Origin of the sequence: Hymenobacter siberiensis, from assembly GCF_018967845.1 — a bacterium.
Classification (GTDB): Bacteria; Bacteroidota; Bacteroidia; order Cytophagales; family Hymenobacteraceae; genus Hymenobacter; species Hymenobacter siberiensis.
Genome location: NZ_JAHLZZ010000001.1, coordinates 1,583,937 through 1,597,647, shown reverse-complemented (window position 1 = coordinate 1,597,647; position 13,711 = coordinate 1,583,937). Strand labels below are relative to the sequence as shown.

The following is a 13,711-nucleotide window of genomic DNA, read 5'->3' as shown; positions in this document are numbered from 1 at the left end:
CCACTAAACCAATCGAATGGATTAGTGGTGGCGGTAAAGATGCTTCGCTGCGCTCGGTATGACGTTCCCATTTCTCCGATTCCTCAAGACATGACCTTCTCCTACAGCCAGCTTTTCACCTTCACCGAAAGCGTTTTTCTCGCCATGGGCTGCCCGGCCGAGGATGCCACCCTCGCCACCGAAACCCTGCTTTCGGCCGACCTGCGCGGCGTAGATTCCCACGGTGTGGCCCGCCTCGTGGGCTACGTGCGCCTGTGGGAGGCCGGCCGCATCAACGCCACGCCCCGCGTGGGCGTCACCTACGAAACGCCTAGTACCGCCGTGGTAGATGGTGACGGCGGCCTGGGCCTGGTGGTGGGCCCCCGGGCCATGCGCGTGGCCATTGAGAAAGCCCGGCAGGCAGGTACCGGCTGGGTTTCAGTGAAGAACTCCAACCACTTCGGCATTGCCGGCTACCACGCCATGCTACCGCTGGCGCACGACATGATTGGCATTGCCATGACCAACGCCTCGCCGCTCGTCGCGCCCACCTTCTCGCTCGACCGCCTGCTTGGCACCAACCCCATTGCCGTAGCCGTGCCCGCCGGCGAGCAGTCTGATTTCGTGCTCGACATGGCCACCACCACCGCCGCCAACGGCAAGCTCGAAATTGCCCAGCGCAAGGGCCTGCCCCTGCCCGAAGGCTGGGCCCAAACCGCCGACGGCCAACCCAGCACCGATGCCAACGCGGTGAAAAACGGCGGCGCGCTGCTGCCCCTGGGCGGGGCCACCGGCTCGCACAAGGGCTACGGCTTGGGCGCGGTGGTCGATATTTTCTCGGCCGTGCTCTCCGGCGCGAACTATGGGCCGTGGGTGCCGCCCTTCGTGGCCTTCCTACAGCCCTCGGCCAACCCCGTGGGGCAGGGCCTGGGCCACTTTTTCGGCGCCATGCGCGTCGATGCCTTCCGGCCTGCCGACGAGTTTAAGGCGCACATGGATAACTGGATTTCAACTTTCCGCCAAGCGCAGGCAGTGGAAGGCAAAAAAGTCCTCATCCCTGGCGACCCCGAGCGCGAAATGGCCGCCCATCGATTGCTGGACGGCATTCCGCTGCTCGATGCCGTGGTTAAGGATTTGGAAGGCGTGGGCGCGAAGTTTGGCGTGAAGCTGTAGCACTTCGTCTTTATTCCGACAGCCAGCCAAAAACAAAAAGGCTCCCTGCTTGCGCGGGGAGCCTTTTCCAATAATATCAGCAGTGCTGAAACCTACGAGATGCCGTGGGCCGTGGCGTGGGGCGCCATAGCAGCCATGGCCACTTGCTGGTTCAAAAACTGCGACGAGTAACCCGCGTCCGACTTGTTGAGGAACAGGCAAGTGCCACCGTTCACAACGTCGATAATCTGCGAATACTGGTCCATGGGCAGCGCCGGGCAGCCAAGGCTACGACCCAGGCGGCCATTCTGCTTAATGAAGTCTTCGCTGACATAATCGGCGCCGTGCATCACGATGGAACGGGCAGCGGCGTTGCTGTTCACGCCTTCGTCCATGCCTTCGAGGCGCAGCGAATGGCCGTGCTTGCCTTCGTATTCGCTGCCGGTGACATAAAAGCCCAGGCTGCTCATATTGCTTTGGTCGGTGTTGGAAAAGCTGCTGGCTTCATTCTCGCCCGAGTTGTGGCCGTGAGCCACGAGGGTATGAAAGAGGACTTCTTTCTTGCCCAAATCGAGCACCCAGAGGCGTTTTTCGGTACTGGGCAGGTCGAAGTCAATAACCGTCAGCACCTGCTTGTCCTCGGCCAGCTTGCCGGCCTGGCGCAGGTTGAGGTAGCCGGTCATGGCCTTGGCGAACGTTTCAAAGCGCAGCCCTTCCTGCTCGGCCCCGAGGGCATTGTAGGTGGTGCGCAGCTCCTGGTCGAACTGGGCTTTGGGCGAAAATTCTATTTTGGGCATCCGCAGCTCGTTGCGCGAGCTGCCCGCCACCGACTGCTGAATATTGCCGGCCATGGGCGTAGCCAAAAACAACGAGGCCAAAAACGGCAGAACGCGGCGCGCCATGCGCTGACGACGCAGGCCTTGGCGTTTGCGCTGAACGATGCTGGGCTGATGCGAATGCATAATCGAAGTGGCTGGTTGGAGAAGCAAAATCAGCCGGCGCACGGGCGACAGCTGTTTCGGATGCTTTATACGGAGTGGGAATTCCGGCGGCTACTTTAAACACGATTTGCCGAGCTAAATGATTCCGTTGCTTCTCCGGATGCAACCCGGCTAGCGCCAGCCGCGCTGCAAAAACCGGCGGCCGGCGGCCGGCCCATCCAGCCAGCGCGAGGCCAGGCCGGGGCCGCTCATGAGCAGCATGCTGCCCACCCGCAACGTGGCAATAATGGCCTTGAACTGCGCGGGCGGCAGCGCCGGACAGCCCCGGCTGTAGCCCAGGTGGCCGTATTGGCGCACGTATTTCGGGCTGACGTAATCGGCGGCGTGCAGCACCACGTAGCGGTCGAAGGCATTCGCATTTTGCCCTTTATCCAATCCTTCGATGCGGCGCGAGTAGCCATGAACACCATCGTAAGTACCCGCCGTGCGGTAGAAGCCCAGCGAGGTGCAGGCCGACGAATCTTTATCGGAAAAGCGGCGGGCGCGCAGGTGGCCCGAGCCTTCGCCGTGGGCCACCAGGCTGCGGTGCAGCACTTTCGCTTCCTTTAGGTCGATGACCCAGAGGCGTTCGGAGGTGTTGGGCAGGTCCATATCGGCCACGGCCAGCAGACCGGCGCGCTCGATGCGGCCGGTGGGGTGCAGTGTGAGGTAGCCAATGCAGGCCTGCTCCAGCACTTCGGGGCGTAGCGCGGCGGCGGCAGGACCAAGGGCGGCGTGCAGCTGCTCGATGGCCTGGCGCAGGGTATCGGGCACGGCGGCCAGCGCGGGCACCGGGGTCAGGCGCAGCGAATCGGGGACCGGGACGGCCACCGCCGGCACAGCGGCCGATGTGAGGGCAGCAGCAGTGACGCGTTTTTTGGCGGGCGTTTGCGCCTCCTCGGCGCGCAGCTGGCAGCCGGCGGTGAGCAGCGTGGCGGCCAGGCAACCAATGATGTGCGCCTTACCGGCAGACGCTCTGACAAACTCCCCTACTTCTCTCAACCTAACCATGGGCCAAAACTACGGCGCGCTGCTGCAGCAACCACTCGCCAACCGGCACTTTTACCAAAACGAACCAAGCCGGAGCCTGAGCGAAACCAAGGCCCGGAGCACAACGCCAGCACTCCTCCACGACCTGGTGAACAATAATTATTGACATAGCACAATTATTCAAAAAATGCAATCGAATGCACAAATAATATTTTGTCATTTCAAGGTTATACGAACCATTTTTTATACCTTGATTCACTTTAATAGCAGCAAAATCGCTGTTTTTGCGCTACTACTGATTGACAAGCCGTACTTCATTTTTTCCTCACAAAACCCAATTCCCACACATGATGCACTTTTCCCCGCGTTTTCCGTTCCGCAAACGATTCCGGTTTGCTTTAGCTCTGGCCATCGCGTTGCTGGGGGTCGGCAACCAAGCTGCCCACGCCCAAAAAGTAGTCATGCAGGGCTTCTGGTGGGATTTCTGGAACTCGAACTATCCTAATGGCTGGGCCAACTACCTCGCCGACCTGGCCCCGCGCCTGAAAAGCATGGGCGTGGATGCCGTCTGGATTCCGCCGACCATCAAAAACGCCAACCAGGGCAACGGCTACTCCCCTTTCGACAACTACGACCTGGGCGATAAGTGGCAGAAAGGCTTCCTGGCTACCCGTATGGGCACGAAGGATGAGCTGCTGCGCGCCGTGGCCGTGCTGCACGCCAACGGCGTGGAGGTAATTCAGGACCTGGTGTTGAACCACAACGACGGGGCCGGCTCATCGAACGGCGCAGGCGGACAGGACCCCGGGGCCTGGGAAGACGGCACGACCAGCAAGTACAAGAACTTCCGCTACGTGAGCTACGCTAAGCCGGTGACCGACGAGAGCGCCGCAGATTATTTCAGCCGCTCGGGCCGCTTCTCGAAAAACTGGGAGAATTTCAACCCCAACCAGGGAAATAATTCCACCACCGGCGACTGGAACGCCCCCTTGTTTGGGCCCGACATCAGCTACTACACCGGCTCCTACGGCCAAAGCTCCAACGCCACTACCTATAACCCCGTGCAGGCCAGCGACTACATGCGTACCGGCAACCGCAACTGGCTGATTTGGTACAAGAAGCAGGTCGGTTTCGATGGTGTGCGAATGGACGCGGTGAAGCACTTCCCCGACTTCGCCTCCGAAGACTTTCTGTATAATATGCAGAGCAACGCCGGCTGGGCCAACGGCGGGGCCACCATGTACGCCGTGGGTGAATGGGTGGGCTCGTCGAGCCAGATGGATGGCTGGGTAGCCAACGTGAACAACCGCTCGGGCACGTTCGACTTCTCGCTGCGCAACGGCCTGTACAACGTTGTGAGCCAGGGCGGCAGCTTCGACATCGGCACGCTGCCCAGCTACCAGCAAGGCACGCGGGTGGTGAACATCAACGGGACGTATGTGCACCGTACGGTGCCCTTCGTGAACAACCACGACACGATGCGGCCCCAGGTAGATGCCAACGGCAACTACACCGGCTGGAATACCGGCTCGGAGCTGGCCCCGCACATCGACCCGTTCGACCCGCGCCTCTCGGCCGTGTATGCTGCCGCGCTGGCCATGGATGGCTCGCCGATGCTGTTTTTTGAGGACGTGTTCAACGTGGGCAACACCAGCAAGCGCTACGTGCACAGCCCCAAAAGCACCGTGGACCTGCCCACCCGCGACGACCTCGTGAACCTGGTGTGGTGCCACCAGAACCTGCATTTCAAGGACGGCGCGTACAGAGTGCGCTACCAAGCCGCCGACCACCTCGTGATTGAGCGCAGCACCAAGGCCATCATCGGCATCAACGACAACTTCACCACCTGGCAGAACAACACGGTGAGCTGCGATTTCGCGCCCGGTACCGTGCTGAAGGACTATTCCGGGGCCAATGGCACTGCCACCGTCACGGTGAGCAGCACCCAGACCGTGGCCATCAACACCCCGCCGTGCAACGGCACGGCCGCCAGCGGCCGCCGGGGCTACTCGGTGTGGGCGCCCACCAACGCCGTGACCGACTACACCCGCCCCGCCCTGACCACCACCCAGGAGTGGGAGCTGGCCAACGACCTCGGCGACTCCGACAGCCGCAGCCTGATGCAGGGTGGTGAGCTGCCGGCCGCCTCCACGGCCTACCGCACGGCCGGCCGCATCTACGTGGCCGCCAACAAAGGCGTCACCTACACCCTTTTCCCCGTCGATGCCACGCGCAGCCTGACGGTGGCCGTGCTCAACAGCGCTGGCACCGTAGTGAGCAGCCAAACCGGCACCGGTACCCTCACGGGCACCTACACGCCCACCACCGAAGGCTGGTACACGCTGAAAGCCAAAAACGCCAGCACCGCCAACCCCAGCCAGGGCGCGTTCGTGAAGGCCACCTACACTGCTCCCACCGTGGTAACCGGCGCCATGACTGGCCGCCGCGATGCCGCCGTGCTGGCTAACACTAAGGAAGTACCCACCGCCGAGGTACTGGTGTACCCCAACCCCACCGCCGCCGACCGCATCGATATGGTGATTACCGCCAACCGCGAGCAGGCCGCCACCGTGCAGCTGCACGACCTGACGGGCCGCCTGGTGCACCAGGAAACTGTGCGCCTCTACAACGGCACGAACGAGCTGCGCCTCGGCGTGAAGAAGACGCTGCCGGCCGGTATTTACCAGCTGAGCGTACCCGAGTTTCATGTGAGCCAGAAGGTGGCAGTGCAGTAACGACCAGCCATTTTCAATCAAAAAAAAGCCGCTCCGATGAATCGGAGCGGCTTTTTTTTGATTGAAAGAGTCCCGCTGCCCGCTGGCGCGCGTCTGCGACGCGCGCCAGCGGGCAGCGGGACGACCTAAAAAAACACGCTCACATTCAGCTTCGCATAAAATGGCGTGCCGGGCGTGAAGTGCAGCTCATCAACGCCAACGGCAGGCTCGGCGGGCAGGCGGGTCTGGGTGGCGAACTGGGCCTGGTTCCACTCCACGTTCAACAGGTTTTCGGCCGAAGTCCCAATCTGGAAGCGCGGCGTGGTGTAGGCCAGCACAGCATCGAGCAGGAAGTAGCCTTTGGCGCGGATGCTGCCGTCGTCGTTGGCCGGGCGGGAGTCGATGTGGCGGTAGCGCAGGCTGCCGCTCCAGCCTTTCGGGACTTTGTAGGTGAGGCCGCCGGTACTGGTGAAGGTGGGCGCAAGCGGAATGTAGTTGGCCTTTTCGGGCGCGTCGAGCTGGCGGCCGTGGTTGTAGTTGAAGTCGCCATCGAGGAACAACCGGCTTCCCAGCTGGTAGCGCACCGACAAATCGAGGCCGTAGCGCTGGGTGGGGCCGGTACTTTCCACCACGGCATCATCGCCCACGTACACCAGCTCGTCCTGCAAATACAGGCTCCAGAGGGCGGCATTCACTACCAGACTGGGCAGCGGTTTAAACGTGCTCCCGATTTCGGAGCCGATGGCGCGGGGCAGCACATTGGCATTCACGCCCTGAATCACGCCCCGCGCATCATTCGAGTGGAAGCCGAAACCCGAACGGGCAAACAGCTGCACGGCCGGCGACAGCTGGTAGTAGAGGTTGAGCTTGGGCGACACGCGGGCCCGGGCCACGCGGCCCGCCAGCGGCGCGGTTAGGCCGGTGGCCTCATCAGTCCGCCGGCCCCGGAAATCGAAGGTGAAAAAGTCGGCCCGCACCGCCGCGTTCACCGTGAGGCGGTCGGTCAGGGTCAGGATTTCATCGAGGTATACGTTGATGTTCTGCTCGAACAGCCGGCCCGTGCTGATGGTATCAAGCGTTTCGCGCCGCACGGTGTGGCGCAGGCCCAGCGTCGAGAAATCGTTGCGGGTGCCCACGCCCAGCGTGCTGTGCAGCGCGCGCGCCCCAAGCTGGTCGTCGCGCTCATACGTGGCCGTGTAGCCGAAGAGGTTCCGGTCGTCGGTCTGGTTGATTTCGTCGCCGTTTATCGAGTCGTGCAGGAAGAAAGTAAAGTTGGAAAACAGGCTGAAATCGTACTTCGAATAATACGCCTGCTGGCGCAACACGGCATCGTGCGGCAGCGCGGTGGTGAGCACCACGCTGGCGTTGGTGCGGCTGGTGCGGCCGCCCTCGGTGGGGTCGATGCTGCCGTAGCGCGAGATAATGCCCTGCTCGATGCCGCGCTCCGGAATCTGCCCGCTGGCGTCCCAGTTCGAGGTGAAGTGCGAGCCCAGCACCGTGAGCGCCGTTTTGTCGGAGAGCTGGCCGGTGTATTTAGCCATGCCATTGAAGCGCTTGAAGTGCTGCGGCTGGTCGAAATACGAGTTGGTGAAGTTGTACTCGGCCGCCACGTAGGCGCTTTCAGGGCGCTTGCTGAGCAGGTGGTGGTCCGGCCCCAGCAGGTCCAGCATCACCAGCGCCCGGCGGGTAGCAAACTGGCCCACTTCGAGCTTCACCTGGCTGTGCTCCAGTCGGGTTTTGGTGCTGAACTCGCCCGCGCCAGCCGTGGCAAAATCGCCGAACCGGGCCGTATAAGGACCCTTGTACACCTTCAATTGCTCCACCGTTTCGGGAATTACGAAGTGAAAATCGGCGTAGCCCTGGCCGTGGGCGTGGCTCACCATGTTCACCGGCAGCCCGTCCACGCTCACCGCGAAATCGGTGCCGTGGTCGCAGTCGAAGCCGCGCAGGAAAATTTGCTCGGCCTTGCCGCCGCCCGCGTGCTGCGCAATAAACAGGCCCGGCACGAGGCGCAACAAGTCCTGCGCCGAGTTCACGGGCCGCAGCAGCTGGTCGATGTGCAAGATGGCGGCCAGGCTCTGGTTGGGGTCGCGGGGCTGGCTCACGGTCACCTCGGCCAGGCTGAGCGTGGTGGTGGCCACGCGCACGTTGAGGCGCTGGGTTTCGCCGGCTTTCAGCATCACGGGCACGGCCTGGGCGCGGTAGCCGAGGGCCCCCACCCGCAACGTGTAGGCTGCGGGCTTGAGGTCGCTCAGCCGAAAATTGCCCAGCGCATCGGTGGCTGTGCTGCCGGGCTGGCCTTGCAGCCCTACGCTCACGCCCGCCAGCGGCTGGCCCGAGAGGGAGTCGGCCACGGTGCCGCGCAGCGTGGCGGTGCCCTGCGCCCGCGCCGGGCAGGTCAATAAAAACAGCCCGAGAACAAGCCCCCAGGCCGATAAAGCAGTAAGAAGTTGTTTCATCTAGTCGGAAATCAAGGCGGCTGGCTGGCGGCGCCGAAGCACCGCCCACCAGCAGCTCATTTGAATAAAAGGGAAGAATAGGCCGACTAGAAATTGGCCTTGCTCATGCAGTTGGCGCGGCACTGCGCCCGGTGCTGTGCCTGCTGCTGCGCCAGGTGGCCGCGCTGCTGGTCGCGCAGGGCCGTCTCACTGATGGCTGGCAGTGTCCGGCTGTTGCCCGCATCAAACAACGAGCTGGCAATGCGGCCCGCCGAGGGCAGCTGCACGCGGGAGATAACGCCCGTAGCGCCCGCTACGGGTTGGAGAGAATTGGCCCGGAAAATCATGGAATGAGGAGTTGAACGCGCCCGGGCACGGTAGCCCGGCAGGCTGCGTCGGATTATTGGATAAGAGGAAGTGGCACGACCAGCTAATAGCAGCCGCGCCCGGTGGCAACAGCTGGAATCGAACCCAACCGCAGCCAAAACTCAACTTATCCCCGACGGGGCGGCAACTCAATCTGGCCCCGATAGCCCACGGGCACGGCCACTACGCGGGCTGCCCACCGGGCCCCGGCAGCAGTAAAAACCGGCCGTACAAACGCCACCCGCAGCTCCGTGAGGCAGTGCGTATCCAGGCCTTTGAGGGAGGTAAGCAGCTGTTGCAAAGGCGGCCGCTCGCCGGTTTTTTTCACGGTGTATTGCACGCCGTTGCAATCATCGAAACAGCCCAGACGCAGGGTGTGGCGCAGTTGGCAATCGTGGCTGTGCACGTAGGCAAAGGGCCGGTCAATCACCCGCGCCGGGCGCTCCACGAGGCCCGCTCCCACTACCAGCAGGTAGTTGAGCAGCAGCAGCAGCGTGAAGTACGGGCGGAGGGCCATGAGTGTGGGGTGGGCTTGCGCTATCTACGGCGAAAAGGCCCGGCGAGGGTGTGCGAATTTCAATTTATTATTCAGGCAAAAAACACCCGCTCTACGGTCCAGTAAGCCGCTATCAGGCCGATAACCACCGACACCGGAATCACGACCCGCTGCTTGTACCAGCTCTTATCGGCCACCCAGCGGCCTACCAGCGCCCAGCACAGCAATATCACCGAAACCTGGCCCAGCTCCACGCCCACATTGAAGGAAATGAGCGAGCCGAAATAGTCTTTCTGCGGCAGCCCCAAGCCCGTGAGGGCGCTGGCAAAGCCCATGCCGTGCACCAGCCCAAAGCCAAACACAATGACAAGCCGCCACGGGTTGAGCTTGTCGGTAATAATGTTCTCAATGGCCACAAACAGGATGGACAGCGCAATAATCGGCTCGATAACCGACGACGGTGGCTGAATAAACCCGTACATGGCCAGCCCCAGCGTGATGGAGTGCGCCACCGTAAACGCCGTGGCCTGCATGAGCACCGGCTTCAGGCGCGGCTCCAGAATGTAGAGACTGATGATGAAGAGAATATGGTCGAACCCGAGCGGAATGATATGCGTGAAGCCTAGCTGCAGGTAAGTCCAGAAAATCTCGGTGCGCGAGAGCTTGCTCAGGTCCGTGTTGAGGACGTGCGCGGCGGCTGGCAACGCCACCAGCAGCGGCAGGGCCACCAGGGCGCGGCGCGGCAGACGCATTCCTCGCAACGGGAAAAGGGTTGTCATAGGTAGGGTGCGGGGCTTGCCCCCGCCCGTCGTTGAACGGAATTATTATGGAGCGAACGGCGGGCGGGGGCAAGCCCCGCACCCTACCGCGCCGCCAGCAGCTTCTTGCCTTCCGCTTCTACTTCAGGATTGAGGTAAGGCGCGGTTTTCAGCGAGTTCTCAATCAGCGCCTGGCCCTCGGCCATCTTACCCATCTTACTCATAATGAGGCCCGCGCGGCACAGCAGCACCGGGTTTTTCGAGCCCGTGCGGCGGGCCACCTGCATGTACTTCTGGGCTTCGGCGTACTGCCCGCGCTTGTAGAGCACCCAAGCCATAGTTTCGTTCACATCGATGTTGTCGGGGCGGCGGGCGTACTCTATTTTAGCGTGCTCCAGGGCCTTGTCCAACTCATTGGTTTTCAGGTAGGCGTAAGCCAACTCGCGATCAGCATAGTGGCCCATCTCCTCGTTGCTGTCGGCCTCCTTGGCGGCATTGGCCAACATATCGATGGACTCCTTGGCCATTTTATCAGCTTCGTCGGGCTGGCCGTTCTGGCGGTACAGGTCGGTCAGCTCATCGGCAAAAGCATAGTCTTTCACCGTGATACGGGCTTCCTGATACAGCTTGATGGCACGCGGGTAATCCTTGCGGGCCGCCGCCATGCGGCCAAGGCCGGCCAGCGCATACGCGTAGCCGGGGCGGGCCGCCAGGGCCATGAGGTAGTAGCCCCGGGCACGAGCCGTGTCGCCGCTCACTTCGTAGAGGTGGCCGAGGGCCACGCGAGTCCATTCGGTTTGCTCCAGGCCAATGTAGCCGGCTTTGGCGGCCATATCCATAGCCTGAATGGCCCCGGGCACGTCGCCGTAAATCTCGCGCAGGTAGCTCACCCGGGCGTAGGCCGGCAGGTCGGGGCGCACCTGGTTCATCTTGTCGGCCATTTTAATGGCTTCCTCGTAATGGCCCATTTCCACATTGGCGTCGGTCAGCAGGCCATACACGAAGCCGCTGTTGGGGTTGAGCTTCTGGGCCTGCTCGGCAATGCCGAGGCCCTGGGCGAAGTGGTGCTGCGTGAGGCAGAGCGAGGCTTTGCAGCACAGGGCCTCAAAGTTTTCGGGCTCGGCGGCCAGCACCTGCTCCAGCAGGTTCATGGCGGCGCCGTCGTAATACGGGTGGTCGCCGGTCACGCGGCCCTCCTGCATGTAGGCCTGGGCCAGCAGCAGGCGGCTCTTCTGGTCCTTGGGGTTAGTGCGCAGCTTAGCCAGCAGGCCCTCAATGGCCGCTTTGGTGTTCAGCCATTCGTTGCCAACCGACAGGCTACCGCGCCGGTCTTTCAGCTCCGGCGTGCGAACCTCCGGCTTTTTAAAGAAAAAAATGGCGGCCGCCATTACGCCGAAAACGACTAATAGACTGGGGTATAAGTACTTTTTCAAGACAGAGAAAGATGACAGAGTGGAGGAGTAGCCGTAAAAATAACGCCTAAAGAAAGAGCCGCCGCCAGTCCAGACAAGGACTAAACGACGGCTCTTTTCAATTAGCTTCTAGTGCCGATTACTGGCGCTCGATGCGTACCGATTGTACCACGGTGCTACCGTTGTACAGCGTCGCGATGTACTGGCCGGGAGCCACATCGCGGCCCGGCGTCCATACCAACTCGTTGGCACCTGCGCCGAAGGATTTGTCCTTGGCAATAGTAGCCACCTTGCGGCCAGCCACGTCGCTGATAACAATGCTCATCGTGCCTTTGGTAGGCAGCTCAAAGCGCAGCGTGGTGCGGTCGGCGAAGGGGTTGGGGTAGGCCTGAGCCACGGTCAGATTAGGCGACAGGCCGAGGCCCGAAGCACGCTGAGCCAGAGCTATGCGCTGAGCATTGGTGCCGCTCCAGGGCGTCTGCGAGTACGGGAACGCAGCTTTGAACGTCGTATCGTTGGCAGTTACGCCAGCGTTGAAGGTCAGCACGTTGCCCAACTGTGGGGTAACGGGGTTAGCGGAGCCAGCAGCGTAGTCGTCGTACCACAGGCCGATGGCGGCCAGTACCACACCACCCACGGCTTGCAGCTCGATGCGGGTCACGTCATCCTCGAGGCGACGACCGTTCGGGAAGCCGTCCATGTTGGGGATGTTCTGCACGGCCGTGCTGCCGTTGTAGGTCGTGTTCGTCAGGCCCAGTACAGCGGCGGCCAGCAGGCCTTCCGAGCTGAAGTTAGCCGAGTTACGAGCCGTAGGCGGTACGGCCATGTTCAGGCGCAGCATGTCGCCACCGGGGTTGCTTGCCGAGCCACCCACCAACAGGAAGTTGTTGATGAAGGGCTTGCCAGCGGCCAGCGGGTTACCGTTTTTGCCGGTTGCCAGCTGATAAGGAGGGTAATTGGGTACACCAGTATGGAAAATCGGCAGGATATCGACCGAGCGCGGCTTGCCGGCACGTAGCAGGTACGCGCCATAAGGAGCAGGACCAGTAGTGGCCAGCGCCGTGCCGTTCAGGACAGCCTGGCCAGCCAGGCCGCTCAGGCCGGCAGCACCGTTGCGGAAGTCGAAACCAGCAGGGGGCAGACCGGCGGTGCCGGCCAGCGACTTGCTCTGAATACGCAGCGGGCCGAGGCCCGGTACCGCCTCCCCGTAGTAAGTCTGGCCAGCCGGCTTGGGAGCCGTCGTAGCCGAAGGCGTGTTATCGGCCATGTACAGGCCCAGCTCCGGGTTCGACAGGTATTCGTCCGTAGCGGCAACCTCGGCGTAAGGAGTGCCCGCGTTCCAGGCATCCTTAGCTCCGATGGGGTTGATTACTTCGTTCAGCAAAGGCATGCCGATGCGCGATACCTGCACATAGTTGCCCGATACGGTAGACGCAGCACCCGTGGCCGAAAGTACCCGGGTAGCCGGACGGCTGGCCGAAGCCCACACACCGATGATGTAGTTGGAATCGAGAATGTTGGTTGCGCTGGTCAGGGCAGCAGTGCCCGTCTTGGCCAGCACCGTTACCGGAATTTGCAGCGCAATGGCGTGGGTGTTCTTGCGAGCGAGGCCATCGCGGGCTGCGCCGGGGGCACGAATGCCGCCCAGGTCGAAGATGCCGCCCAGGTCAGCAAAGAACGGGTCGTCGGTGGCACCGCAGAAGATTTTGGTACCGTCCGGCAGCGTCATGATGGCGTTGTTCATCAACGTAGCATACGTGGCCGCCTGATTCAAGCCAGCAGCACCATTGATGGAGCGCGGGCCGACGTTGGGGGGAGGTACGATGCCTGTACCCACGGTTACGTTGGTGAAAGCACCACCACCTACGCTTTTTTCGACGATGTAAGTAGTCTTCAGGTTCTGCATACCCAGACGGATATTGAAGAACGTGGTGGGGTCCTGGTTGGCACGGGTGAACGTGAAACGGTACGTGATGTCGTCGCCGGCCGTAGCCGAGTTGTTTTTCACGTGAATTTCGTAGCGGATGTTCTCGCCGAAGGTGTTGTAGTTAGGTCCGCCCTGGGGCAGCTCCAACGGAATGTAGTTGGCAATGATGGTTACGCTGGCGGCACCGTCGTTGTTAGGCGAGTCGGGGCTACGGAAGGCGTACAGGTCGGTGTTATCAGCCAACGGGTCGTCGGCGATGAGCGGAGCTTCGCGGTGGCTGGAGGCCTCCAGCGTGTTGTGCTGGCTGCTTAGGGCCACCACACCTCCTGCCGCGGTTGCGAGCAGAGCAGCCTGGAACAGAGGACGAGTAAGTAAATTTTTCATAAAAAACTTTTGGGAAATGGGTTGGAGGTGTGGTGTAAGGAAACCTGAAATGAATTGTAAGCTAGACTGTACAACCATCAAAACCTTATGTCATGTGGCCTTTTCGAGCTTGACT

10 protein-coding genes and 1 pseudogene are annotated in these 13,711 nt (G+C 61.8%); 3 read left to right on the top strand and 8 right to left on the bottom strand.

Annotated elements, in window-relative coordinates; genetic code table 11:
* The first annotated feature begins 90 nt into the window (after positions 1–90).
* Positions 91–1,152 carry an Ldh family oxidoreductase gene (locus KQ661_RS06860; RefSeq protein WP_216685981.1) on the top strand — a complete coding sequence of 354 codons (1,062 nt, stop codon included), beginning with the start codon at positions 91–93 and terminating at the stop codon, positions 1,150–1,152.
* Between the two features lie 92 nt (positions 1,153–1,244).
* On the opposite strand, the gene KQ661_RS06855 is transcribed toward KQ661_RS06860, so the two are convergent.
* Both KQ661_RS06855 and KQ661_RS06850 read right to left on the bottom strand, forming a co-directional pair.
* Positions 1,245–2,093, bottom strand: a complete 849-nt coding sequence (locus KQ661_RS06855; protein ID WP_216679931.1) for a murein L,D-transpeptidase catalytic domain family protein — start codon at positions 2,091–2,093, stop codon at positions 1,245–1,247.
* Between the two features lie 150 nt (positions 2,094–2,243).
* The gene (locus KQ661_RS06850) at positions 2,244–3,122 is read right to left on the bottom strand and encodes a murein L,D-transpeptidase catalytic domain family protein (protein WP_216685980.1); all 879 of its coding nucleotides are present in this window, start codon (positions 3,120–3,122) and stop codon (positions 2,244–2,246) included.
* A gap of 326 nt (positions 3,123–3,448) precedes the next feature.
* Between KQ661_RS06850 and KQ661_RS23020 the strand changes: the two are divergent.
* Positions 3,449–4,588: pseudogene (locus KQ661_RS23020) on the top strand (alpha-amylase family glycosyl hydrolase); the annotation flags it as partial.
* On the top strand, positions 4,580–5,836 hold the full coding sequence (locus KQ661_RS23015; protein ID WP_394369643.1) for a T9SS type A sorting domain-containing protein: 1,257 nt from the start codon (positions 4,580–4,582) through the stop codon (positions 5,834–5,836). The pseudogene KQ661_RS23020 and the gene KQ661_RS23015, both read left to right, overlap by 9 nt.
* 125 nt (positions 5,837–5,961) lie before the next feature.
* On the opposite strand, the gene KQ661_RS06840 is transcribed toward KQ661_RS23015, so the two are convergent.
* The 6 genes from KQ661_RS06840 to KQ661_RS06815 all read right to left on the bottom strand — a co-directional run bounded on the left by KQ661_RS06840 (position 5,962) and on the right by KQ661_RS06815 (position 13,596).
* Positions 5,962–8,274 carry a TonB-dependent receptor gene (locus tag KQ661_RS06840; protein WP_216685978.1) on the bottom strand — a complete coding sequence of 771 codons (2,313 nt, stop codon included), beginning with the start codon at positions 8,272–8,274 and terminating at the stop codon, positions 5,962–5,964.
* An 86-nt stretch (positions 8,275–8,360) separates the two neighbouring features.
* A complete protein-coding gene (locus KQ661_RS06835) occupies positions 8,361–8,600 on the bottom strand; it encodes a hypothetical protein (protein WP_216679927.1) in 240 nt (79 codons plus the stop codon).
* A gap of 146 nt (positions 8,601–8,746) precedes the next feature.
* Positions 8,747–9,136, bottom strand: coding sequence for a hypothetical protein (locus KQ661_RS06830; RefSeq protein WP_216685977.1), 390 nt, complete (start codon positions 9,134–9,136; stop codon positions 8,747–8,749).
* 71 nt (positions 9,137–9,207) lie between these two features.
* Positions 9,208–9,894 (bottom strand): HupE/UreJ family protein, encoded by a 687-nt coding sequence (locus KQ661_RS06825; protein ID WP_226930024.1) that lies wholly within the window; start codon positions 9,892–9,894, stop codon positions 9,208–9,210.
* Positions 9,895–9,977: 83 nt separating this feature from the next.
* Positions 9,978–11,306 (bottom strand): tetratricopeptide repeat protein, encoded by a 1,329-nt coding sequence (locus KQ661_RS06820; RefSeq protein WP_216685976.1) that lies wholly within the window; start codon positions 11,304–11,306, stop codon positions 9,978–9,980.
* Between the two features lie 118 nt (positions 11,307–11,424).
* Positions 11,425–13,596: a DUF4331 family protein gene (locus tag KQ661_RS06815; protein ID WP_216685975.1), complete on the bottom strand. Its 2,172-nt coding sequence runs from the start codon at positions 13,594–13,596 to the stop codon at positions 11,425–11,427.
* Between the last annotated feature and the right edge of the window lie 115 nt (positions 13,597–13,711).